General features: G+C 40.8%; 24 protein-coding genes and 1 riboswitch. Of the genes, 13 read left to right on the top strand and 11 right to left on the bottom strand.

Going from position 1 to position 22,877, the window contains the following annotated elements:
- Positions 1–22 precede the first annotated feature (22 nt).
- The 3 genes from B2U56_RS00665 to B2U56_RS00655 all read right to left on the bottom strand — a co-directional run bounded on the left by B2U56_RS00665 (position 23) and on the right by B2U56_RS00655 (position 2,094).
- A complete protein-coding gene (locus B2U56_RS00665) occupies positions 23–937 on the bottom strand; it encodes a DMT family transporter (RefSeq protein WP_286951546.1) in 915 nt (304 codons plus the stop codon).
- A 107-nt stretch (positions 938–1,044) separates the two neighbouring features.
- The gene (locus B2U56_RS00660; RefSeq protein WP_013047924.1) at positions 1,045–1,575 is read right to left on the bottom strand and encodes a DUF6691 family protein; all 531 of its coding nucleotides are present in this window, start codon (positions 1,573–1,575) and stop codon (positions 1,045–1,047) included.
- Positions 1,576–1,581: 6 nt separating this feature from the next.
- A complete protein-coding gene (locus tag B2U56_RS00655; protein ID WP_013047923.1) occupies positions 1,582–2,094 on the bottom strand; it encodes a YeeE/YedE thiosulfate transporter family protein in 513 nt (170 codons plus the stop codon).
- Positions 2,095–2,217: 123 nt separating this feature from the next.
- Here B2U56_RS00655 and B2U56_RS00650 point away from each other — a divergent pair, with 123 nt between their 5' ends.
- Positions 2,218–3,249 carry a homoserine dehydrogenase gene (locus B2U56_RS00650; protein WP_273312281.1) on the top strand — a complete coding sequence of 344 codons (1,032 nt, stop codon included), beginning with the start codon at positions 2,218–2,220 and terminating at the stop codon, positions 3,247–3,249.
- Between the two features lie 68 nt (positions 3,250–3,317).
- On the opposite strand, the gene B2U56_RS00645 is transcribed toward B2U56_RS00650, so the two are convergent.
- The 7 genes from B2U56_RS00645 to B2U56_RS00615 are packed head-to-tail and all read right to left on the bottom strand — an operon-like array spanning position 3,318 to position 9,266.
- Complete coding sequence (locus tag B2U56_RS00645; protein WP_273312279.1) at positions 3,318–4,520, bottom strand: pyridoxal phosphate-dependent aminotransferase; 1,203 nt, start codon at positions 4,518–4,520, stop codon at positions 3,318–3,320.
- A gap of 16 nt (positions 4,521–4,536) precedes the next feature.
- Complete coding sequence (locus tag B2U56_RS00640; RefSeq protein ID WP_013047920.1) at positions 4,537–4,737, bottom strand: 4Fe-4S dicluster domain-containing protein; 201 nt, start codon at positions 4,735–4,737, stop codon at positions 4,537–4,539.
- 5 nt (positions 4,738–4,742) lie between these two features.
- Positions 4,743–5,609: a succinate--CoA ligase subunit alpha gene (gene sucD / locus B2U56_RS00635; protein ID WP_286951534.1), complete on the bottom strand. Its 867-nt coding sequence runs from the start codon at positions 5,607–5,609 to the stop codon at positions 4,743–4,745.
- Positions 5,593–6,744, bottom strand: a complete 1,152-nt coding sequence (locus B2U56_RS00630; RefSeq protein WP_286951532.1) for a succinate--CoA ligase subunit beta — start codon at positions 6,742–6,744, stop codon at positions 5,593–5,595. The genes sucD and B2U56_RS00630 overlap by 17 nt, the downstream gene beginning before the upstream one ends.
- The gene (locus tag B2U56_RS00625; RefSeq protein WP_013047917.1) at positions 6,731–7,297 is read right to left on the bottom strand and encodes a 2-oxoacid:acceptor oxidoreductase family protein; all 567 of its coding nucleotides are present in this window, start codon (positions 7,295–7,297) and stop codon (positions 6,731–6,733) included. The genes B2U56_RS00630 and B2U56_RS00625 overlap by 14 nt, the downstream gene beginning before the upstream one ends.
- Complete coding sequence (locus B2U56_RS00620) at positions 7,294–8,109, bottom strand: thiamine pyrophosphate-dependent enzyme (RefSeq protein ID WP_273015367.1); 816 nt, start codon at positions 8,107–8,109, stop codon at positions 7,294–7,296. Before B2U56_RS00620 ends, B2U56_RS00625 begins: the two co-directional genes overlap by 4 nt.
- Positions 8,109–9,266 carry a 2-oxoacid:acceptor oxidoreductase subunit alpha gene (locus tag B2U56_RS00615; RefSeq protein ID WP_286677201.1) on the bottom strand — a complete coding sequence of 386 codons (1,158 nt, stop codon included), beginning with the start codon at positions 9,264–9,266 and terminating at the stop codon, positions 8,109–8,111. The genes B2U56_RS00620 and B2U56_RS00615 overlap by 1 nt, the downstream gene beginning before the upstream one ends.
- 236 nt (positions 9,267–9,502) lie before the next feature.
- Here B2U56_RS00615 and B2U56_RS00610 point away from each other — a divergent pair, with 236 nt between their 5' ends.
- The 12 genes from B2U56_RS00610 to B2U56_RS00560 all read left to right on the top strand — a co-directional run bounded on the left by B2U56_RS00610 (position 9,503) and on the right by B2U56_RS00560 (position 22,581).
- On the top strand, positions 9,503–10,165 hold the full coding sequence (locus B2U56_RS00610) for a GntR family transcriptional regulator (protein ID WP_286951527.1): 663 nt from the start codon (positions 9,503–9,505) through the stop codon (positions 10,163–10,165).
- A 552-nt stretch (positions 10,166–10,717) separates the two neighbouring features.
- The gene (locus tag B2U56_RS00605; protein WP_273312860.1) at positions 10,718–11,686 is read left to right on the top strand and encodes an aminopeptidase; all 969 of its coding nucleotides are present in this window, start codon (positions 10,718–10,720) and stop codon (positions 11,684–11,686) included.
- 27 nt (positions 11,687–11,713) lie between these two features.
- A complete protein-coding gene (locus tag B2U56_RS00600) occupies positions 11,714–12,475 on the top strand; it encodes an ABC transporter ATP-binding protein (RefSeq protein WP_273312862.1) in 762 nt (253 codons plus the stop codon).
- Entirely contained in the window at positions 12,469–13,176 is a 708-nt protein-coding gene (locus tag B2U56_RS00595) for an ABC transporter ATP-binding protein (protein WP_286951525.1), read from the top strand. Before B2U56_RS00600 ends, B2U56_RS00595 begins: the two co-directional genes overlap by 7 nt.
- Positions 13,177–13,224: 48 nt before the next feature.
- Positions 13,225–14,349, top strand: coding sequence for an ABC transporter substrate-binding protein (locus B2U56_RS00590; protein ID WP_273312868.1), 1,125 nt, complete (start codon positions 13,225–13,227; stop codon positions 14,347–14,349).
- A 69-nt stretch (positions 14,350–14,418) separates the two neighbouring features.
- Complete coding sequence (locus B2U56_RS00585; protein ID WP_273312871.1) at positions 14,419–15,261, top strand: carbon-nitrogen hydrolase family protein; 843 nt, start codon at positions 14,419–14,421, stop codon at positions 15,259–15,261.
- A 28-nt stretch (positions 15,262–15,289) separates the two neighbouring features.
- Positions 15,290–16,168, top strand: coding sequence for a branched-chain amino acid ABC transporter permease (locus B2U56_RS00580; RefSeq protein ID WP_273312874.1), 879 nt, complete (start codon positions 15,290–15,292; stop codon positions 16,166–16,168).
- A 14-nt stretch (positions 16,169–16,182) separates the two neighbouring features.
- Positions 16,183–17,187, top strand: coding sequence for a branched-chain amino acid ABC transporter permease (locus B2U56_RS00575; protein ID WP_286951522.1), 1,005 nt, complete (start codon positions 16,183–16,185; stop codon positions 17,185–17,187).
- 11 nt (positions 17,188–17,198) lie between these two features.
- Entirely contained in the window at positions 17,199–18,242 is a 1,044-nt protein-coding gene (locus B2U56_RS00570; RefSeq protein WP_273312880.1) for a phosphotriesterase family protein, read from the top strand.
- Positions 18,243–18,272: 30 nt separating this feature from the next.
- The gene (locus tag B2U56_RS00565) at positions 18,273–20,228 is read left to right on the top strand and encodes an aldehyde ferredoxin oxidoreductase family protein (protein WP_273312882.1); all 1,956 of its coding nucleotides are present in this window, start codon (positions 18,273–18,275) and stop codon (positions 20,226–20,228) included.
- A complete protein-coding gene (locus tag B2U56_RS09800) occupies positions 20,212–20,484 on the top strand; it encodes a 4Fe-4S binding protein (protein ID WP_353936256.1) in 273 nt (90 codons plus the stop codon). The genes B2U56_RS00565 and B2U56_RS09800 overlap by 17 nt, the downstream gene beginning before the upstream one ends.
- An 81-nt stretch (positions 20,485–20,565) precedes the next feature.
- A riboswitch (molybdenum cofactor riboswitch) is annotated at positions 20,566–20,691 on the top strand.
- A gap of 15 nt (positions 20,692–20,706) precedes the next feature.
- Complete coding sequence (locus B2U56_RS00560; RefSeq protein ID WP_286951520.1) at positions 20,707–22,581, top strand: aldehyde ferredoxin oxidoreductase family protein; 1,875 nt, start codon at positions 20,707–20,709, stop codon at positions 22,579–22,581.
- 120 nt (positions 22,582–22,701) lie between these two features.
- Here the strand turns inward: B2U56_RS00560 and B2U56_RS00555 are convergent, their stop codons facing one another.
- Positions 22,702–22,827, bottom strand: a complete 126-nt coding sequence (locus tag B2U56_RS00555) for a hypothetical protein (RefSeq protein ID WP_286951519.1) — start codon at positions 22,825–22,827, stop codon at positions 22,702–22,704.
- Between the last annotated feature and the right edge of the window lie 50 nt (positions 22,828–22,877).

The following is a 22,877-nucleotide window of genomic DNA, read 5'->3' as shown; positions in this document are numbered from 1 at the left end:
CTTGGAAAAGATTCTCTGAGACCTATCTTTTTTCAATGCGATTTTTCAAAATGATGAGAAGTGCCCCTAAAAGAACAAGGCCTCCTCCTATGCCCTGCATAAGGGACAGTCGATCTTGAAAAAATATCACTGAAAGAAGCACAGTCACAAGGGGTTCGACCATGCTAAGAATAGAAGCAACTGTAGGAGTAGTAAGCTTAACTCCTATGAAGAAAGTAATAAATCCACAAACAGAAATGAAAGACACAAGAAAAACATAAAACCAGGCAGAAAAAGTACGTGGCAAAACCACATTCTGTGCCAATAATCCACCAATGCCATAAAAAATAGTGGCACACAGGTAAACATAAGCTACTGTTATATGAAAAGGAGTTACCTTCATTACTGAATGACCATAAATTACATAGGCAGCATAAAACACAGAGGCGCATACTGCTAAAAGAAGTCCCTTTATATTCGCGGATGCCAAGCCAGGCCCCGAAACAAAGTACAGCCCGAAAAAAGACAGGAAAATAGACATTACAACAATGCGAGTAATTCTTTCCTTGTTGATAAAAGAGGAAACTATCGCAACTAACGTTGGATATGTATAAAAAATGAGGACAGCTAAGGACGCTGGGATGTACTGAATAGATGAAAAATAACTAAAACAGAAAAAGGCGTAAAATACTCCGCCTAAAAGGAAAAGACGTAAAAATTGTTTTCTTTCAACACAAACACATTGATAACCCTTTTTACAAATTGAGAAGAGAAATAAAAAAAGCGTGGAAAGAGAAAAACGAAGCAACAACATGGTCATCACATTTACATTTTCCTTGTAGGCAAATAAGGCTAAAATAGCAACTGATCCTAAAAGAGATGCGGAAGCAAGCACTGAGAAAGAGCCTTTATAGTAGGTAATGGATGTTGGGGATGGCATTTCCGGATTCCTTTTCATGAGATCTCCTCTGATTCGATGTTAAGAATGAAGAATATTCCTTCGATGATCACAATATACACTATCATGGAGAATCATCAACAGAAAGGTATAAAAAAAGAAGGGGCTTAAAGCCCCTTCTTTTCACTCCACTGAAAAAATAAAAGAACTCCTAATAGAAATACCGTAATTACAATCCAATGGTTAATACCTATAACTTCTGGAACGGTAATTTTCCCAAGGTTACCCCATGTCAAAAGCGTCTGCTCCATATAGGGGTAGGCTTCGGCATAAAGGGCAGCGCCTGCTACCATCCCTAAAATACCCCATAGAGCATCAAAACGCCCCTCCCCCAAAGCTCCTAAAGATGTTCCCGGACAATATCCCAACAACCCCCAGCCTATGCCAAACAGAATACCGCCAGGGATGACTCCTCCTAAAATTGTTGGTTTTATTGAAAGCTTTACAACCCCTAAATCTCTAAGGAAATATGTCCCAATCATGGCTACAATAATCGTAGAAAGCATGAACTTAAGAATAGTGAAATCGAGGAGGCGAAGAGCACCAAGCTGCCTGTCATAGCGAATAGTTTCAGATCGCTGAAGCAAAATACCAAATATGATACCTGTAACAAGCCCAAAAATTAGATCCAGCTCCATGAATTTTCACTCCCTTCCGTACAGGATGCGGGCCACAAGCATTCCTGCGCCAAAAAAGAGAACCAGAGCAATAAATCCGCTTACCGCCAGCTGAAGCGAACCGCTTAGCCCGTGCCCACTCGGTCACCCATCAGCCAGTCGGGCCCCAAACATAGCGACAATACCTCCAAAGAAAGCTATTATAGCCCGGGGGAAAATGCGTTTCCCGAAGCGATCTTCCCAGGAATCTGGAACCCATTGAAATCGAAAGGTACCCGAAACTAAAGAACTCACAAGGGCTCCCAAAAAGATACCTGCCACAAACATCAGCTGCCAGTCAATCTTAGGAGCATTTTTAACTAAATAGCCAACTGTAGAAAAGTGTTCTGATGCAAGTGTCTTCTCCACAAAACCAGCAGATCGGACAAAGGACGTTGAAGCCCCAAAGTACTTCCCAGATAACCACGTAGAAGCTACTGAAAGAAGGCCTGCCAGACTTCCTGCAACATAAGGATTCATAGGTCTCATTTTGCGCTGCATTTAATTTCCCCCCTTCTCTATTCTACTCTTGCAATGTATTTTAATATAATCTCCTAAATAATCAAAAGAAAATTGTATGTATTTGTGTTAATCTTAAAGTACTTTTTCCCAAGGAGGTTTAAAATGCGCATTGCCCTTATTGGTTTTGGAGGAGTAGGAAAAGCTTTTATAGAGCTCTTACACGATAAGCATGAAATATTAAAGAGCATGGGCCTTACACTTATCCTTAAGTCTGTAATGAACAGCAAGGGGGGTATCTATAATCCTATGGGAATTGACCCCCTGCGTCTTATTGAACACGTCCACCAAGGAGGAGAGCTTTGTGAGTTTCCCGATGAAGGTATTCGTAAAGAAACCTTTCAGAACCTTATTATGCGGCGAGATGTGGATTTATTAATAGAAACGACACCCACAAACAATAAAACGGGAGAGCCTGGACTGACCCATATCAGCAAAGCATTGGAAAGAGGTTTTCATGTAGTAACGGCCAACAAGGGACCCGTTCTTTTAGCTTATAAACAATTATGCACCCTTGCCGCCAAAAGCCACGTGCAATTAGGGATAGGCTGTACAACAGGTGGAGCTTTGCCCACTATTAACGCAGGACGTTTTGATCTTGCAGGAGCCCAAATTCTTTCCATTGAAGGAATTCTTAACGGAACAAGTAATTATATCCTCAGCGAAATGGAAGAACGAGATTGCAGCTATGAAGAGGCATTGAAACAGGCCCAACAAATGGGCATAGCAGAAACAGACCCTTCACTGGATGTGGAAGGCTGGGATACTGCAACAAAACTTCTCATACTTACCAACATTCTTATGGAAGAAGAACATAAACTAAGAGAAATTCGCGTTGAGGGAATAACCCGTCTTTCACCCCAACATATTCAGGAAGCGAAAAAAGAAGGAAAACGTCTTAAATTAATAGGAAAGGCTGAAAAAGGAAATAACCGAACAGCGCTTACAGTGGGAATTGAAGCTTTAAGCCAGGATCACCCCCTCTTTAACGTGAATAGTACTAATAAGGCCGTACGTTATATAACCGACACTCTTGGAGACCTTACGGTTATAGGAGGAGCATCGGGAACTACGCCCGCAGCTGCTTCTATTTTACGAGATATTATTAATATTTATAAAGGATACCCGTTTGTTTAAAACTAAGAGAAAGAAAGTGGAGGGAAACAATACGTTTCCCTCCTTCGTAAGAGGAGTGTTTCACTGGGCTATTCAAGACGGAGTATGGCTTTTTCTATTCTATCGAGGCCTTCTTTAATGGTGTCGAGAGACTTCGCAAAAACAAAACGCACATACCCTTCGTAACCAAAGGCTATCCCTGGCACTACCGCCACATGAGCGACATTGAGAAAGAATTTTGCCACATCTTTATCGTTCTTGATTCTTTCCCCCCCAAAGGTTTTGCCTATCAGTTTTTTTACATTGGCAAAAATATAAAAAGCACCGTCTGGGTCGATACATGAGAGTCCATTGATAGAATTAATTCTATTAACTATATAATCTTTACGCTGCGCATATTCCCCTACCATAAGAACAATATCTTCCTGAGGGCCAGAAAGAGCCTCTACCACTGCCTTTTGGGCAATAGAGTTCACATTTCCTGTTACATGGCCCTGAAGAGCATTCATTCCCTTGATAATTTCTTTTGGCCCAGCCGCATACCCTACTCGCCAACCAGTCATTGCATAAGTTTTAGAAACACTATTAACAAGAACGCACCATGGTTTATACCGTATATCCAAGGCCGCAGGGCTAGTATGCTTCGCTCCGTTATAAAGTAAATACTCATATACTTCATCTGTAACTACAAAAGTTTCTTTTTCCACGAGAAAATCCATTATTTTTCTCATCTCTTCTTCTTCAAACACAGCACCTGTGGGATTACAAGGCGAGTTCAAAACAAAAACTTTAACCTTCGGGTTCCAAATCTTTTGTACTTCTTCTAAGCGAGGACGAAACTTATTCTCTTCCTGAGTAGGCATAAAAACAGCGTTGGCCCCTGTTAAACGTATTTGATCTACATAGCTCACATAACAAGGTGTAGGTATAACCACTTCATCCCCTGGATCGCACAATGTAGCAAAAACTTCGTAAAGAAGCTGTTTCCCACCATTACCTATAAGAACTTCTGAAACATCATAATCAAGATTATTCTGACGTTTTAGTTTTTGCACCACAGCCTCTCTAAGTTCAAGAATCCCTGGAACATCAGTATATTTGGTGAATCCCTCTTGAACAGCTTCTATAGCGGCATTCTTAATATAATCGGGGGTATCAAAATCTGGCTCTCCCTGAGCAAAGCTGATAACATCAACACCCTGGCGTTTTAAGCTATTCGCCAGAAAAGACGTTTCTTCGGTGGGAGATGGTTCTATGCCAGCGACAAGATCCGATAAAACTTTTCTACTCATTATTCTACCCCTCCATCTATTCTTCAATATATAGAGCCAGGTCGGGACATGTCTTCTCACATATTCTGCATTTGACGCACTTCTCAGCATTAACAGCCGTTACAACAGCAAAGCCTTTACGGTTTGTTTCGCCAGTAATTGCATAAACATTCGTCGGGCAGGCCTCTACACAAAGTCCGCAACCCTTACATAAATCTTTATCGATATGTATGGTCATAAGCTTCACCTCAATTTGCGAATAATCTCAATAACTTCTCTTGGATTTTGCGCCACATATACGCCAGACTTTGCAAGAGCTTTCATTTTTGAAGCAGCTGTTCCTTTATTGCCTCTGATGATAGCCCCCGCGTGGCCTAAAGATTTCCCTTCTGGAGCCGATCTTCCCACAATAAGGGAAACAACCGGTTTCGTTACGTGTTCAGCAATATATTCCGCTGCTTTAATCTCCGTTGCCCCGCCAATTTCTCCTAGAAGCAAAATAATTTCTGTTTCAGGATCCTTTTCAAAAAGCTCAACTATTTCTTTTTGAGTTGTTCCCCAGATAGGGCCACCACCAAGAGCAACCACTGTAGACTGTCCTATTCCCGCTTCTGTCAACGTTTTCCCCATTTCATACGAAAGGGCGCCACTCTTAGAAACAACCCCTACGTGTCCTTCTTTAAACATTCGCGCAGGATGAGCGCCAAGCTTACACTTCCCTGGAGCGATCAACCCGGCAGCTCCAGGGCCTATAATCCGTGTATTATGGGCTGATGCATAACTGATAATTGCAAGCACATCTTTTTGAGGAATGCCTTCCATCGTAAGAACAAGCAAAGGGACAGCGCTGTCAATAATTTCAAAAGCAGCATCTTTGGCAAGAGCAGGCGGGACAAAACTAATAGCTGCATCGGCACCATACCTTGAAACTGCTTCACTGACAAAATCAAAAACAGGTATATCGTGTACTATCATTCCGCCTTTACCTGGCGTAACTCCTGCCACAATGCGGGTCCCATATTCAATAAGAGTTTGAGTTTGAAGGGCTCCTGAGCGACCTGTTATTCCCTGAACGAGCACTTTAGTATCTGCATTAATAAGAATGGACATGGCTATTCCCCTCCGCTGCCATAACAGCTTTTTCAACAGCTTCTTCAAGGTCATCAAACACTGGAAGGCCTGAGTCTATCATCATTTTCTTACCCTCTGTCTCCATAGTTCCACATAACCTCACAAAAAGAGGCACTGAAAGACCATGATCATTTTTGTAGCGAATAATGCCTTCTGCCATTTCATCCATTCTGTTAAATCCACCGATGAGTATAACCAGCAAACTTTTTAGCTCTTTCGTAGCCTTGTTAAACACTGTTTCCATAGCCTGATACATCACATCAGGGCTAGTCAAGCCTCCCATTTCGCAAAAATCAGCGGCTTCCCCGCCAAAATCACGAATAAGGTCAAGAGAAAGCATCCCCGTACCAGCTCCGTCTGAAATCATACCGATATTCCCATCAAGAGGAACATAGGTAATGGTACCCTCATCTTTCGCTTTTGCGTTGTTTTGTTGGATTACATTTTGCTGTTCCTGAAACTCTTGGAAAATTTCTTTTTGACGAAATTCAGCATCGTCATCTAGATTGATCTTTGAGTCGAGGGCAATAAGTCCTGCGGAGGTTTTCACTAATGGATTAATCTCAATTAAACTTGCATCATACTGGTTGAACAGAGCATACATGGCTCGCAAGACCTTACGCAAATCCTTGAGTTCGTTACGAAGACTCAGGAAATCTGCAATTCTTCTGAAATGATAATCAGAAGGTCCCGCAAGAGGGTCAAAAGACAATTTCAAAATTTTTTCTGGCTCTTCTTCAGCTACCTTCTCTATTTCCATGCCTCCGGCGGCACTGGCAATGATCAGTGGTTTCTTAAGTTCTCCATCTATAACGAATGAAAGGTAGTATTCTTGTAAAATGTCTACCTTTTCCTCCGCAAGAAGGGCTAATACTCTCTCTCCCTTGAGGCTTGATCCTATTAATCTTTTCCCTTCCTGAACAAGAGAAGCATTGTCATCACATACTACGACTCCACCAGCTTTTCCTCGTCCTCCAGAAAGAACCTGTGATTTTAATACGAGAGGAGCGTCAAGGGTTTCTAGATCTTCGAAAGATCGCACGAGCCTTCTTTTAGGAACAGGGATGCCACAACGGGCAAAAAGCTCTTTTCCCTGAAATTCATAGAGTTTCATCAGCCTTGTCCTCCGGATCTAAAGCAAACTGAACGCCAGCCTCTACGGCTCTTTTGTTAAGATCCCAAAAGCGCGGTTTTACAGTATCTCTCACCACATCTAAAAGGTGCTCTTTCGTGAAAAGATTTGTTTTAGCCTGAAGATAACCAAGCACCACCATATTCGCTGCCATTTTATTACCTAGGCCAATAGCTATCTCAGTAGCGGGGATCTTATAGATAGATACTTCAGAACCAACACCTGAAAGATCTGGTACAAGTTCACTATCTACAATAAGCAAACCATCTTTCTTAAGCCCCGGCACATAGGAACGAAAAGCTGTTTGAAAGAGTGCAACAAGAATGTCGTTTTTTTCCTGAATGGGCGTACGAATAGGGGTGTCAGAAATAATTAACTCTGATTGGCATTGTCCCCCTCTCGCCTCAGAACCATAAGATTGGGTCTGGACAGCATAGAGCCCCTGTTTTGTAACCGCCGTTTCTCCAAGAATAATGGCAGAAAGAATAATGCCCTGCCCGCCGTAACCGCATAAACGGATGCTCAAAGGCTTCATGCCTGAACCCCCTCTCGATAAACAGAGCTTCCCTCAAAAACAGGCCGCTGCTTATTTACAAATTCCCCTAAAACAGTTTTTCCTTCCAGCTCTTCTTCACTCATATTTTCTGCCTTTTTGGCCATGACACAAATAGATCGTATCCACTCGAATATTTTTTGAGGCTGACCGGTGTTTAGCGCATAGCGACCAAAGTGGGTAGGACATTGAGATAAGATTTCAAGAACGGCAAATCCTTTATGGGAAAGGGCTGATTTCATTAGACTTTTCATTTGAGGCTGAAATGGGGTTGCAGAACGGGCCACATAGGTTGCCCCGGCGGCCTCCGCTACCTTGCACAAATCAAAGGGTGGCTCTCCGCTTCCATAGGGGGTCGTCATCGTGACAGCTGCTGCTGGAGTCATGGGAGCCACTTGCCCTCCAGTCATGGCAAAATTAAAGTTGTTTACCACAATCATTGTAACGTCAAGGTTTCTACGAGCAGCCTGGATAAAATGATTGCCTCCGATTGCCGCTGCATCGCCATCACCAGCAAAGATAATGACACGAGTCTGAGGTTTGTGTAGTTTAATGCCCGTTGCCCAGGCTAACGTCCTCCCATGAACGCCATGCAGCATATCTGTTTTAATATAAACCGGAATGCGAGCAGTACACCCAACGCCACCTATGGCAACTGTGGAGTCAAGGTCAATCTGCATCTCGTCTACTACCTGCAGAAAAGTATTCAGAACTTGACCACACCCACAGCCTGGACAAAACATATGGGGCAGCTTTTCTTCGCGCAGGTATTTTCTTAAAGGATTTTTCTGCATTATGCCCAGACCTCCTCTATCACGGCTAATATTTCCTGGGGAGAATGAATAAGTCCCCTATTGCGTGTAGCTCTTGCTGTTTTACAAAGACCGCCGCACACTCGCTCTATTTCCTTCGCATATTTACCTATATTCATCTCAACAGAAATAACCGTGCCCACATTTTGGGCAACATCCCGTATCGCTTCTTCCGGAACAGGCCAAACAGCATCAAGTTTAAGAACCCCGACCTTTATCCCTTTTTCACGAGCAAGATCCATAGCATCGAGACATGGTCGAACTTCACTTCCGTAAGCGATAAGGGCTACATCAGCATCGCCCATATTAAAGGTCTGAGTTGTAGATATAGAGTGCCTGTTCTCCCAGATTTTTCCAGTGATTCTCTTGTAAAGTCTTTCGAACACATCTGGATCCCAATCGATACTTCCTTTTTCATCATGGGGGTTTAAAGAATAAATGGTATGATAACCTTCTCCCAGCTCGGCGAAATCTGGCACTCCAAAGGGGTCGGCTTTAAATGGCATATATTCTTCTGGGGAAGCAGTTGTTCTCTTTCTATGAACTATGGGAATATCGGACGCTTCAGGGATAGAAAGGCGTTCTCTCATTAAAGCTATGGTTGTTTCTGACATAACAACAACTGGAGTGCGGTACTGTTCTGCTAAATTAAAGGCCCGAACTGTGTAGTCGAAAAGTTCCTGTACTGAAGATGGTGCAAGAACGATCATTTCGTGATCGCCGCTTACACCCCATCTCATCTGCATTACATCTGCCTGTGTTGCAAAATTTTCTCCTCGGCAACGCTGCACATCTACAATAACAATAGGAGCTTCTATAGCTACGGCATACCCAATACCCTCTTGCATATAGTTGTAGCCAGCACTTGCAGTGGCTGTCATGGCCTTCGCGCCCGCTAAAGAGGCTCCTGAAATTGCATATATGGAGCATAATTCATCTTCCCCTTGCAGAAAGTGCCCTCCAACTGCCGGCAAACGCTGTGACATTCTCTCCGAAATCTCATTGGCCGGTGTAATCGGATATCCAGCAAAAAAATCACATCCTGCAGCCAAGGCGCCTTCTACACACGCATAATTGCCTAGCATAAAGTGGACACCTGATAAAACTCTGCTCTGCTTATTTTCATCAGAAGTTCCCATAGACAAAGCTCCTTTCAACTTATATTGGCAAACAATATTTTCCTTTTTTTTAAATAACGTAAAATAAGTAATAACATGCGCAATGCTTAATGTCAAATATATTACATACATTGCAGATAATATTTTAAGCACTTTGCATTTCCTTCCTCCTTACCCTTGACAGCAACTGCAAAAAAGACGAAAGTATATTAAAAGTTCACCTAGTGAAATCATTATGCTATGGAAGGATGGAAAATATGGGTATAAAAGTATTTCAATCCCTTGGAGATCAAGTTTTTGAAACTCTTAAAGAAAAAATCGTCAACAACGAATACAAACCTGGAGAACTTATGCAAATAGACAAACTCGCAAGTGAGCTGGGGGTAAGTACAACCCCTGTGCGAGAAGCTCTACTTCGCTTAGAAAGCATGGGGCTTGTGTGTATCGAAAGAAACAAAGGAGCGGTTGTAACACAAGTCAGTAAAAAACTAGCCCAATATACATGGGAGTTTCGCAGACTTCTTGAAGCCCATACATCTCGAGATGCAGCTATCCATTGCTCAGACGCAGAACTTGAAGCTCTTGAGTCTACCTTGCAAACAGTACTCGCGCACCCAAGTGATTTTGAATTATATAAAAAATCAGACCTAGCTATTCATGCGCTTCTTTCGAAATACACAGAAAACTATCTTATAATTAACTCGCTGAACAACTTGAGCATTAACGCAAGGCGAATTCGGTATTTCGCAGAAGAGGGGCCTTTTTTGGAAGAAGTTATTGTTTCTGTAACTTACGAACATCTATCCATTATCGAAGCACTAAAAAATCATAATCCTGATCTTGTAGAACAAAGAGTAAAAATACACCTTGAAAATGCTGAAAAGCGAACTATGAAATCCCCTTTTTTTGACAATGAGTAGCCTGTCAAACTTCTTTAAAGCATCAAAATAATAAAGCCCTTAAGGGCTTTATTATTTTGATGCTCCAACAACTCGCATACGGAATTATTTTTAAATTTTAGACAAAGATAAAATAGTTTTAAAATTATTTACATTAACAAACAAGACATACTCTCAAAACTTACCTCCCATAAAAATATTAAAGAAATTATTTTATATATTAAGAAACTTTTTTGTTTTAAGCACTACTTATATCTTTACAAACTATTCAGAATTCCCATCATAGGATTAAATTTAATACAAAAAAGCACAAACAAGTTAGTACTCATTTTAGAAAAATCTTTCTTGAAAATACTTTCAAAAATGGTATAATCCCCCGAAATAGACTGAATATATTTTGCTTAGTGTATGATGCAATGTATTCTATATTGTTTTTTGTTATTTTAATTTTCTTAGATCCCTTTATCTGTAAGCCCTAGGATTTTTATTCCGCATTTTAAATATAGTTACTGAACGTAATTGCTGCCTAATTATTAAACGGTTTGTAGCTATTTTTATAAGGGGGCATGTTTCATGATTGAAGAATTAAAAGGAGCGCGTATACTCGTCGAAGTATGCGGCGCCGTAAAAAGCGGCGAAAATGTTGTTATAGTTACGGATACCAATAAAACACAAATTGCAGAATACTTAGCAGGAACATGTTACGCTCTTAATGCAAATCCTGTAATAATAATAATGACTCCCCGCACTGCCCACGGAGAAAACCCACCAGATAGCGTTAGAAACGCTCTTCTTTCTGCAGATGTTGTTTTTGCAGTAACATCATACTCTCTTTTCCACTCTGAAGCACGGCTAGCTGCATCTAAAAGTGGAGTACGATGGGTTAATTTGCCAGACTATACAAATAAGATGCTTCGTAGCGGCGGCCTATTCGTTGATTTTAAAAAACAGCGTGATATAGCAGAAAAAATAGCCGCCATATTAACAGATGGGAAAGAAGTTCATGTTTCTAGTGCTAAAGGAACAGACTTGATCTTTTCCATTCAAGGTAGGAAAGGCATCGCAGAAGGTGGCATAAGTGACCTACCGGGAATGATCAACTCTCCACCGGATATTGAAACATGCATAGCTCCTGTCAAAGGGTCAGCTCAAGGAACAATAGTAATAGACGGCAGCATTGTCCTTCCCCATATCGGCCCTGTTTTACATGATGTTATTTTGCACGTAAAAAACGGCATCATAAATGAAATCGAACAAACCTCCGAAGAAGCAATTAAACTCCATGAATACTTATCATCCTACAATAATCCAAATGTCTATAATATTGCTGAATTTGGAATAGGGTTAAACCCGGCATGCACTCTTTCTGGCAGCATGCTAGAAGATGAGGGAGTGTACGGAACCTTACATTTTGGAATAGGTGACAACCATACTATGGGAGGAGAAACAATCGCACCCACCCATATAGATTTAGTTTTAAAAGAGGGAACTTTTTATGTTGATAAACAAGTAATTATGGAAAAAGGAGATCTCGTGTGTTAAAGATTTAGCATAAAGGGGGGATTTAATTTGATTTTGGAAACAAATAATTTAACCATGAAATTCGGGGGACTGACCGCCCTATCAAATGTTTCACTTAAAATTAATAAAGGTGAAATTAGAGGGCTTATTGGCCCCAATGGATCAGGAAAAACAACTTTTCTCAATGTGGTTACAGGCTTTTATAAAGCTACGAGTGGGAGTGTAAATTTTAACGGGGCAGACATATCAAAAGAGCTACCACACACGATAGCTAACAAAGGTCTTGTCAGAACATTTCAAAACATTAATCTTTTTCCCCATATGACCGCCTTAGAGAATGTCTTAACTGGTAGTTTTTGCAGATCTAAAGATAATTTTTTATTATCTATCCTCCCCCGCAAAACTCAAGAGGAGAAGCGTATGACCGCGGAAGCAGAAAATATTCTTTTATTTGTAGGCTTGGAAAAAGAGATCCATTCAAAGGCATGTAATTTACCTTACGGCAAACAGCGACTCTTAGAAATAGCAAGAGCTTTAGCCTCAAATCCAGAGATCCTACTTCTAGATGAACCAGTAGCAGGTATGAATGAACAAGAAAGCTTATCTGTTGCAGAGTTACTACAAAAACTGCAAAAAACAGGACTTACTATCTTACTGATAGAACATCACATGCGCTTTGTTATGTCCGTATGCGACGGACTAACAGTTCTTAACTCTGGGGCTGTAATAGCTAAAGGTACGCCAGAAGAAATACAAAACAATGACGAAGTGATAGCTGTTTATTTAGGAAAGAGGCATAAGAAATGTTAGAAGTTAAAAATTTAACCACTCATTATGGCATTATACGTGCGCTAAATAGAGTTTCTTTTTCCATTCCTCAAACTGGTATTTTTTCTTTCGTCGGTGCTAATGGCGCGGGGAAGTCCACTCTTATGCGAACAATAATGGGATTGGTAACTCCCACAAGCGGAGAAGTTTTCTTTTTCCAGCAAAATATAACAGAACTAACTCCTCCGTCAAGAGTTTATAAAGGAATTTCTCTCTGTCCAGAAGGACGACGAATTTTTAAGAGTGTAACTGTTGAAGAAAATCTACTGGCCGGAGCTTATTTATGCAAAGATAAATCGATTATTGCTGGACGAGTTGGAAATGTGTACGAATTTTTCCCAAAACTAAAAGAACGCCGAAAACAACGAGCTGGTACCCTAAGCGGTGGAGAACAACAAATGCTAGCTATTGGGAGGGCCCTCATGTCAGCACCGAAACTTCTTTTACTCGATGAGCCCTCTATGGGGCTTGCACCGAATTTAGTTGAAATGGTTTTCGAAAAAGTAAAAGAAATTCAAGAAAGCCAAAATATATCCGTTATCCTTGTCGAGCAAAATGCGGAAATGGCGTTGGCAATTAGTAACTACGCTTATGTTTTGGAAGTTGGAACGCTTGTGCTTGAGGGGACAGGTATAAGCTTAATATCTAGCGATGAAGTGAGAAAGAAGTACCTTGGCGTCTAAGTCTCTTAAGAAATATCTACGCAATTAAATTTATGGGAGGGGTATAGTATGAAAAGAACGGCCAAAACAATGTGTTTTTTATTATTGAGTTTATTTTTTGCAACCGCTGCTTTTGGAGCTAGCACTCTCAAAATTGGATCGGTAGGCCCTTTAACCGGAGAAAGTTCTATTGGAGGACTTGACGAACTTGATGGCAAAAAGTTAGCTATTGATGATATCAACAATGCGGGAGGACTCTTGGGAAAAAAGGTTGAACTTGTTTCGTATGATGATGCGTCGCAGCCATCACAATCAGCAAGCGCAATCATGAAACTAATTAACCAAGATAGGGTTGTTGCAATTATAGGGGCTCATAATAGTTCTTGCACTCTTGCAAATATGGAAGTAATAACTCGCTATGGAATACCCATGGTCACACCGGGATCTAGCTCCCCTAAGGTCACTGACATTGGGAATATGTGGATAACCAGAGCCTTTCCCAGTGATAGCATTCAGGCCAAAGCTATTGTAAATTTTGCACTAGACAATAATGCAAAGAAGCTTGGGATTATTTATGTAAATGATGATTTTGGGAATGGAGGACTAAATGCTGTAACTGCCGGTCTCAAAGAAAAAGGGATAGACCTCGCAGGTGCGGAAAGTTTTATGGGAGCAGATAAAGATATGCGCTCTCAACTTACGAAATTGAAAGCCCTTGGCGTAGACAGTCTCTTTATCTGGTGCCAGTATTTCCCAGGAAGCCTCATAATGAAACAAGCTCGCGAGATAGGATGGAATGTACAATTTTATACCTCTACTGGCTGCGTCCACCCCAAAACTTTTGAGTTAGCGGGGGAAGCGTACGAAGGTACATATCAAACAGTTCCCTTTATCCCTAATATCCCTGAAGAGAAAATACAAGCATGGGTAAAGCGTTACCAAGAAAAATATGGGAAAATGCCGTCTCAAAACTCCGCAAGAGCTTATGATGCCACCATGCTCGCATTAAACGCTATAAAACGTGCTGGCACAACTGATCCTAAGGCTATTCGTGATGCAATTAGGTCTACAAAAGATTTCGAGGGGCTTCAAGGTAAAATTTCTATAGATAGCCTCACTGGCGAATATATTGGAGATGTTATGATTATTCGTGCGGAAAAAGGAGATTACACTTTCATTAAAAGAACTCAGTAATTATTTAATTTTGGAAGAAAGGGTTCAAAAAGGACCCTTTCTTCCAATTCTATTGGGAGGGTAAATACTATGAAAGAAAAAGTAGTTGTAGCCGCAATTCAAATAGACCTACACTCCTTATCTGTTGAAAAAAACACTGAGATTATCAAAAGAAAAATTTCAGAGGCTGCCCAAAATGGTGCTGAACTCATTGTTTTCCCCGAGCTCTCAAATGCCGGTTATATAACTGTAAGAGACAAACATTTTGGTAGAAAATTTTACGAAGCATCTGATTATATCCCAGGAAATTTTACAGAGGAGATCGCAAGGCAAGCTCAAGAATGTGACGTTTACGTAATTGTGGGAATGTCCGAAAAACATCCTGTTATTCCTGGAACCTTGTATAACTCAGCTGTATTAATCTCTCCTGATGGGGAGGTCGTCGGGACTCACCGAAAGGTACATATTCCAGGTGAAGAAAAACACTATTTTGCACCGGGAAATTCTATTAAAAGTTTCCAAACAGATCTTGGCACAATAGGCATTTCTATTTGTTATGATACTCAGTTTCCAGAACTAACTAGAACTTTAGCTTTGGAAGGAACAGAAATTCTTTGTCTTCTATGGAACATGCCTTCTTTTTCTAATAAACCTCGATTGCTTGAACATTACACAGCCGCAAGGTCAGCAGAAAATAGAATGTATACTATTTCTGCAAACAGAATAGGTAGTGATGATGGCCATGCAGTCTTTTTTGGGCACAGTTGTATCTCTGATCCTGTTGGAACTATTGTTGCATTGGCAAAAGACGATGAAGAAGATGTTATATATGCAACTTTAGAGAGGAAGACTCTATTAGAAGAAAGGGCACAAATGACCGTTTTTGGAGATAGACACGCTCATCTCTACTCTAAGCTCACGGAGATTGATTAAATAACGTCTTTAAATGGAGGTGAGGGCAGTGATCCAAGACCTTGTTTTTCAACAATTAATAAATGGATTTACGATAGGGATGATATATGGAACCGCAGCTTTGGGGTTTACAATGGTGTACAAAGCTCTTGGTTATCTTAACTTTGCACATGCAGATAATTTAATGATCGGGGCTTTATTAGCTTACACATGTATAGTAACATTAAAATTCCCCCTTTTTGTGTCCTTTCTAGTAGTTATCGTACTCATGCTCCTTTACGGCATGTGCATAGAAAGAGTCTTATTTAGGCATTTCCAGCGAGAATCTAAAATAACTTTTATGCTTGTTTCAATATCTCTATCTGGAATTCTTAAAAATGCTGCTCTTCTTATTTGGGGGCCAGAACCTCGAGCACTTCCTGCTATTTGGGGGACAGGAGCAATTATTCTTAATGGGGTACCTTTTCCAATTAGAAACATTTATATAATGTTAATTGCAATCACTTGCCTTGCTTTAACGTCATTCTTTTTTGCAAAAACGAAAATTGGATTAGCTATGCGAATAGCGGCAGATGATCCTGAAGCTGCTGGACTAATGGGAGTACGCGTTTCTTGGACACGAGTTGGCACTTTTTCAATAACTGCAGCTTTAGGAGCAATTGCAGGTGTTCTAGTTGCGCCTCTTTTTAATATCACTCCTGAATTAGGTTCATCTCTTGCGTTAAAAGCCTTTATAGCTGCTGTAGTAGGTGGAGTCGGACATATACCGGGAGCTCTTATATGTGGCATTTTCTTAGGGGTAGGAGAAAGTCTTACTGCTGGTTTTGTATCTTCTGGATATAGAGATGCCATCATTTATGCTGTCGGAATAATGATTCTTGCGTTTAAACCCACGGGGATTTTTCAAAAAGCATATACAAAACACTAGGAGGATAAGCTATCATGACTACGTACGTGAAGAAAAACTTAAAAATTATCCTCATACTCATTGCGGGTGTTATCTATGTTTCACAGAACCCTTATTTTCTATTTGTTTCTACTCTCGCATCGATAAATGCAGTAGCCGTTTTAGGTTTAAATCTTATATCTGGATACACAGGACAGCTGCATCTTGGTCAGGCAGCTTTCATGGGTATAGGAGCTTACACTTCCGCAACACTGTGTGTCAAAGTAGGTTTTAGCTTTTGGTTTGCACTACCAATTGCAATTCTTTTTTCTGCAACAGCTAGCACCTTGCTTGGTATTCCTGCACTGAAACTTCGAGGTGGCCCATATTTAGCCCTTGTGACCCAAACTTTCGGGGAACTTGTCTACGTTATTATCCTTAATTGGGTAGCCGTGACAGGAGGCCCCTTTGGCTGTTCGGGAATAAAACCCCCTTCTATCGGTTCATTCCAACTGTTAGATCTTAAATACTATTTCTTTTTCGTCTTATCATTTCTGATATTAGCATACTGGTTAATGAACCGAATTATTAAATCAAAGTTTGGACGAGTTTTTCTTGCTATAAAAGAGTCTGAAGACGCAGCTCAATCTATTGGTATAAACACAATGAAATATAAAATACTGGCTTTTGTTATAGCTGGAGCTTTTGGAGGAATAGCTGGTACTCTTTATGCTCCTTTTATAGGTTTTATATCTCCAGAACAATTTACATGGATGCCCTCTCTTTTTCTTATATCAATGGCTATTGTAGGAGGATTGGACAGTCTGCCAGGAGGAATATTAGGAGCTTTTATCTTGACCTTTCTGCCAGAAGTATTACGGGTAGCAGATCAATATCGCTTAATTATTTATGGCGTGCTATTGGTGCTTACGCTCACCTTCTTGCCTAACGGATTAATATCTCTATGGGGCCTTTCACCTCGTGAAATAAATTCTATTTTTAATAAACGTTTTAAAGAACTTTTGCATAAAAAAGATAGGCTCTTTGCTAAACAATTATAGGAGGAATAAATATGAGAGAGTATGTTATGACAGTATTAGGCCCAATAGAATCAACAGATATGGGAGTCACGCTCCCCCATGAGCATCTTGTCATGAACTTTAAATCTATATATAAAGAGCATCGCGCTGCTACGGACTATGCAAAAGCCCACGAACCAGTGTCTTTGGAAAACCTTGACTGGGTACGAAAACATCGTTTTAGCAATTTTGATAACCTGATGCTACTTAATGAGAATGTTGCGATAAAGGAAGCACTTATGTTTAAGCAAGAAGGTGGGCAAACAATAATTGACGTTAGTAACAGGAACCATGGAAGAGATCCTAGAGCCCTCGCAAGAATATCTAGAGCCACAGGCCTTAATATAGTTATGGGAGCAGGTTATTACTGGGAAAAGGCTTGGTCTGCAGATGAGCTAGAAAAAGGAATAGAAGACTTTTACGAAGAGTTCCTTAAAGAAATAAATGACGGAGTAGATGAAACAGGAATAAAAATAGGAGTTATGGGTGAAATTGGATGTTCTTGGCCTCTAAAAGAAGGGGAGAAAAAAGTTCTCAAAGCAGCTGGCAGAGCACAAAAAGAAACAGGAGTCCCTATTAATATTCACCCTGGCTGGAATAAACGCGCACCAATGGAAATTCTTGAAATCCTTTCAGCAGAAGGTGCTAATCTCAACTCTGTAATTATGAGTCACGTCGATAGAACATTGCTAACCCATGAATCAAGGTGTGAAGTAGCAAAAACAGGATGCTATCTTGAATATGACGCTATAGGCCGCGAAGGATATTTCGATTTAGATTTTATAGTAGATATCCCTAATGACAACTACCGTGCTAACGAAATTCTTAAACTCATGGATGCTGGCTTTCAGAATCGAATACTCCTTTCATGTGACGTTTGCACGAAAGATATGTGTTGCACATATGGTGGACATGGCTATGCCCATATTCTTCGTTATTTCGTCCCGCTATTAAGAAAAAAGGGGTTAACTAACGATGAGATTAATACTTTGATCATAGATAATCCTCGCAATGCTTTGACTATCCGTCCAAAGTAAAAGAAGAATCAAGGAGGGGAAGTCAGTTCCATGTATATAAATGAGGGGAAGATAGCTTGGGTAGATTTGACGACCAAAAAAGTTACATATGAACCTTCCATAAAATATAAAGCCTATATTGGTGGACGTTGCCTTGGTTCTTATCTCGTTTATAGGGGGGTTCCCATTGCCTGCCACCCTTTAGACTCTGAAAACATTATTGTCTTTAGCACTGGCCCTTTGACAGGAACTTTAGCACCGTGTTCTGGAAGACTTAATATAAGTTTTAAAAATGTGGCTTCGGGTGGTATATCTTTTGCCAATGCAGGCGGGCACTTTGCACCAGAAATGAAATATGCAGGGATAGACCACCTTGTCATAAAAGGAAAATCAAGAGAGCCCGTTTATCTGATGATTGCAGATAACCAAGTCACAATTCATTCTGCCACGGATCTCTGGGGATTAGACTCGTGGGAAACAGAAGATCTTCTCCGAAAAAAATTATGTGACCCGAAGATACACATTGCAACTATTGGGCAGGCAGGAGAAAATTTAGTTACAATGGCTTGTATTATGGTAGATAAGTCACGAGCAGCAGGATGGGGTGGCTGTGGAGCAGTTATGGGCTCAAAGAAACTTAAAGCTGTTGTGGCGCGGGGAACCCAAGCTATTGTACCTTATTCTCCAGATAACTTCATAAATTGCTGCAAGGAAAAATGGCAAAAACTTTATGATTCTCAAATGGTCAGATTAGTACAAAAATATGGGCTACTAGGAACTTCTGGAGCTGGGGGGATAGATGGAACTGTTCCTCAAAGCGTACGTAATATGGAAGACGAGATATGGGATCCGGTGAAAACACAAAAAGTGAAAGAAATTGTTTTCAAAGAAAAATATGAAACGCGCAGATTAGCTAATTTTTCTTGTCCAGTATATTGTAGTCATTTTTATCACGTAAAAGAAGGCATTTTTAAAGATCTAAAACTAGAGGCCTTAAAAACTAACGTGTATCGTGCTTTTGGAAGCAACTTTGATTTGGATGATAGACAATATATTTTAAAAGCAAATGAGATAGCGAATAGGTATGGCATGAATTGCGATTCTCTATCCGCTGTTATTGCTTGGGCGATAGAAGTTTTTCAAAAGAAACTCATTGACCCTCAAATTACAGAAGGGCTTATATTGAAATGGGGGGACGGCCCAGGAATACTAGATCTTTTTCACAGAATTGCTTTTCGAAATAACAATTGGGGAGATCTTTTAGCAAAAGGTGTATATCAAGCTTCTTCAGCTATAGGTAACGGCACCGAAAAATATGCTATGCATGCAAAAAAAGTTGGCATGTGCGAACAAGGGATGCGATCCTTTAAAGGCTGGGCTTTGGGGATAATGGTTAGTACCCGTGGGGGTAGTCATTTAGCGGGTGCTCCAAATACAGAGCAAAAACGACTTTCAAAAGAAGAAAGCTTAAGCCTTTTTAACATCCCAACTGCAGGAGACCCACTAGTTTATGAAGGGAAAGGAAAGCTCGTTTCGTGGTTTGAAAAATACAAGATCATTGCTGATACACTTGGTATATGTACCTCGGCATCCTATTGGTTTGATACAAATCTTTTAGGACCAGAAGACTTTTCAGAGTTACTTTTTTGGGCTACAGGTTGGCATGTGAGCGGAGAGGACTTATTAAAACTAGGAGAACGAGTCTACAATATAGAAAAAGGTTTTAACACATTGCATGCTAGCTTTTCTCGCAAAGACGACATGCCCCCCTATAAATTAACTCATATCCCTGTTTCTGGTGGCCCTTTTAAGGGGGAAAAGATTGAGGTTGGTAAATGGAACACTATGCTTGATGAATACTACGAAAGCCACGGCTGGGATAGAGAAAGTGGTTGGCAAACAGAAGAAAAACTTTTGGAATTAGGACTCCCAGAACTAGCGAAAGAGCTAAGAAAAGCGGGAAGATTAAAGAAGAAATCAGGAACTGCTAATGGATGCTTACAATAAATACGAAATTAAAATAAACGAGTCTCTTTGCACTGGTTGTATGGCGTGTGTTTTGGCTTGCTCTTATTACCACACACAGTCGTTCTTTTTTTCTGCAAGCGCTATAAAAATTGATAGAGATAACAAAGAAGGCACAATTAAAGCATATATTGATGAAAAATGTAACATGTGCGAAGATTTTGAAATGCCCTCATGTATTCAATTTTGTGCTCCTAAGGCTATTACAATTATTAGAGCAAGAGCATCAGTACTCTAACAAAGAGAATAAAACAACAGTTTGAAAATGTTTTTTGAACTGTTATTATGGATAAAATGTAAAACACTTTTTATCATTCTAACAAAGTGGTTTTTCCGAGTTGTTAAGCCTTCCTCATCTTTTGTAAGAGATGGCTGACAACCGACAGGGTGTAGCGGGAAACGGCTGCGCCTCCCACTCTTGGAAAGGGAAACCTATTCTCTATCCAGGGAGGGATGCGAAGTGTATAACGGTTATACCGGAAAGATACTAAATGTAGATCTGACCAACAGTATGCGCTGGGTTGAAAAACTCAATGAAAACTGGGTCAGAAACTACATTGGCGGAGAAGGTTTCGGAGCCATTTACCTAGCAAAAAACCTCCATTCAAACATTGATCCCCTTTCAGAAGAAAATAAACTCCTTTTTATCTGTGGCCCCCTTACGGGAACTAAAGCTCCGTGTTCAGGACGAACTGTTGTTATGTTTAAATCTCCTTTAACAGGTACAATTTGCGCGGTAAATGCAGGTGGAACATGGGCTCCGCAACTTAGACGGGCAGGTTATGACATGCTCGTCATTCATGGTCGCGCCAAAACACCCACTTTCCTCTCCGTAAGTGACGAGAATATTCTTTTTCATTCCGCTGAAAAAATATGGGGAAAGGATACTCTCATAACAGAAGAATCCATACGTAAAGAAATAAATGCCCTCTTGACAGAAATAGCCAGTATTGGAATAGCTGGAGAAAAACTCGTTCGCTTTGCCGCTATCATGATGGGCAATGATCACGCAGCGGGACGAGGTGGCGGTGGAACCGTTATGGGAAGCAAAAACCTGAAAGCTATAGCTGTGTACGGTCCTGCTGCTCAGACGCCATTACATAATGCAGATAGGTTTGGTATCGCTGTAAAAAAAGCTATCCAGGAATTATACGATGAACCTTTTGTACGAGAAGAAATGATGAAATTTGGAACGCCATCCTTCTTTGATGCAATGAATGGCCTTGGACTAGTACCTGCTTACAAATGGCAACACACCACTACTGATTTCAACAACGATATTGGATATGAAACCTATCACAAAAAACTCAATGTAAAACAAGATCGCTGCTTTAACTGTCCGATTGGATGCATTAGAAAAACCTCAATTTCTGAAGGGAAATATAAAGGCCTTTCAGGAGGGGGGCCAGAATATGAAACTCTTGCCGCTTTTGGACAAAAGCTTGGGAACACAGATCTTTACTCTATCGCAGCAGCCAACTACATCTCAAATGACCTTGGCCTTGATGTTATCTCTGCAGGGCAGGTAATAGCTACAGCCATGGAATGGTACGAAAAAGGAGTTATCGATAACAATACAACGGAAGGGCTAGATCTATCTTGGGGAAACAGTGACGCCATTGTAGAGCTCGTAGAACGCATCGCACGTCGACGTGATAGCTTTGCAACCCTTTTGGGTGAGGGTTCCCTCCGTGCCGCCCATTCTATTGGAAACGATGCTGAAAAATATGTCATGCATGTGAAAGGCCCCGAAATGGCAGCTGATGGTGTGAGAGCAAGCAAAGCTGAGGCTCTATCCCACATAATCTCACCCCGCGGGGCTGACCATCTGAGACCCTATGGCGCTACAATCGACGTCTTTGGATATTTAGAAGAAGAACTTGGCATAAAAGAACGAGTTAATCCTTTAAGTGAAGAAAATAAAGATTGGGTAAAATCTCTGGAAGAGCTTTCTATGGCAACAAATCTTCTTGGAGTGTGCTTGTTCGCCAGCATTACTCTTGCCGTAAAAGGCAAAACCTGGGCAGAGTTTTTCAGCAACGCTACAGGTCTTGAATACTCATATAGAGATCTCTTTAAAGTCAGCGAACGGGTTCTTAATTTAGAAAGGCTCTTTAACATCCGAGAAGGTTTCACCAGGAAAGATGACTATCTCCCCGAAAGATTCAGCAAAGAAACTGCACCGGACGGGCCAGGGAAAGGACAGGTGGTTAATCAAGACCGTCTTCTCGATATTATTTACACTGCTAAAGGCTGGGATGAACAAGGGGTACCAACGAAAGGGAAACTGGAAGAACTAGGGTTAACTCAAGTCGCATCAAAAATGTTCAACTAATAAGATTACTGGGGTGAAGCTATCTGGTGTAATATCTCGCCTTGGTGTCCTCTCGCTCTGGAGGTCATTCGTACCGACTTGTGTTGCATTACACATCCGCTTCGGTGCCCAGCAGACTGTTCAGCGTGTTTTCCACGCTCTTTCCACTATATGCTCAAGATGATTGCGTATCTCTCTTTCATCAATGTTGATAATCTTTTGGCCCAAAGATGTTACTGGTCTCTTTTCTGTAACATCTTCTTTCATATGCAGCAGCCACCTTTCTTCGGGTAGGTTTTGTTGTCGCAGATAAAACT

Source organism: Aminobacterium sp. UBA4987 (genome assembly GCF_002396985.1).
In the GTDB taxonomy this organism is placed as follows: Bacteria; Synergistota; Synergistia; order Synergistales; family Aminobacteriaceae; genus Aminobacterium; species Aminobacterium colombiense.
This window is presented reverse-complemented; position numbering and strand designations above follow the sequence as displayed.

Excerpts from the sequence above, each read along its gene's own strand:
- B2U56_RS00665 (WP_286951546.1), bottom strand. The coding sequence starts at position 937 with ATGAAAAGGAATCCGGAAATGCCATCCCCAACATCCATTACCTACTAT.
- B2U56_RS00660 (WP_013047924.1), bottom strand. The coding sequence starts at position 1,575 with ATGGAGCTGGATCTAATTTTTGGGCTTGTTACAGGTATCATATTTGGT.
- B2U56_RS00650 (WP_273312281.1), top strand. The coding sequence starts at position 2,218 with ATGCGCATTGCCCTTATTGGTTTTGGAGGAGTAGGAAAAGCTTTTATA.
- B2U56_RS00645 (WP_273312279.1), bottom strand. The coding sequence starts at position 4,520 with ATGAGTAGAAAAGTTTTATCGGATCTTGTCGCTGGCATAGAACCATCT.
- B2U56_RS00640 (WP_013047920.1), bottom strand. The coding sequence starts at position 4,737 with ATGACCATACATATCGATAAAGATTTATGTAAGGGTTGCGGACTTTGT.
- sucD (WP_286951534.1), bottom strand. The coding sequence starts at position 5,609 with ATGTCCATTCTTATTAATGCAGATACTAAAGTGCTCGTTCAGGGAATA.
- B2U56_RS00630 (WP_286951532.1), bottom strand. The coding sequence starts at position 6,744 with ATGAAACTCTATGAATTTCAGGGAAAAGAGCTTTTTGCCCGTTGTGGC.
- B2U56_RS00625 (WP_013047917.1), bottom strand. The coding sequence starts at position 7,297 with ATGAAGCCTTTGAGCATCCGTTTATGCGGTTACGGCGGGCAGGGCATT.
- B2U56_RS00620 (WP_273015367.1), bottom strand. The coding sequence starts at position 8,109 with ATGCAGAAAAATCCTTTAAGAAAATACCTGCGCGAAGAAAAGCTGCCC.
- B2U56_RS00615 (WP_286677201.1), bottom strand. The coding sequence starts at position 9,266 with ATGGGAACTTCTGATGAAAATAAGCAGAGCAGAGTTTTATCAGGTGTC.
- B2U56_RS00610 (WP_286951527.1), top strand. The coding sequence starts at position 9,503 with ATGGGTATAAAAGTATTTCAATCCCTTGGAGATCAAGTTTTTGAAACT.
- B2U56_RS00605 (WP_273312860.1), top strand. The coding sequence starts at position 10,718 with ATGATTGAAGAATTAAAAGGAGCGCGTATACTCGTCGAAGTATGCGGC.
- B2U56_RS00595 (WP_286951525.1), top strand. The coding sequence starts at position 12,469 with ATGTTAGAAGTTAAAAATTTAACCACTCATTATGGCATTATACGTGCG.
- B2U56_RS00590 (WP_273312868.1), top strand. The coding sequence starts at position 13,225 with ATGAAAAGAACGGCCAAAACAATGTGTTTTTTATTATTGAGTTTATTT.
- B2U56_RS00585 (WP_273312871.1), top strand. The coding sequence starts at position 14,419 with ATGAAAGAAAAAGTAGTTGTAGCCGCAATTCAAATAGACCTACACTCC.
- B2U56_RS00575 (WP_286951522.1), top strand. The coding sequence starts at position 16,183 with ATGACTACGTACGTGAAGAAAAACTTAAAAATTATCCTCATACTCATT.
- B2U56_RS00570 (WP_273312880.1), top strand. The coding sequence starts at position 17,199 with ATGAGAGAGTATGTTATGACAGTATTAGGCCCAATAGAATCAACAGAT.
- B2U56_RS00565 (WP_273312882.1), top strand. The coding sequence starts at position 18,273 with ATGTATATAAATGAGGGGAAGATAGCTTGGGTAGATTTGACGACCAAA.
- B2U56_RS09800 (WP_353936256.1), top strand. The coding sequence starts at position 20,212 with ATGGATGCTTACAATAAATACGAAATTAAAATAAACGAGTCTCTTTGC.
- B2U56_RS00555 (WP_286951519.1), bottom strand. The coding sequence starts at position 22,827 with ATGAAAGAAGATGTTACAGAAAAGAGACCAGTAACATCTTTGGGCCAA.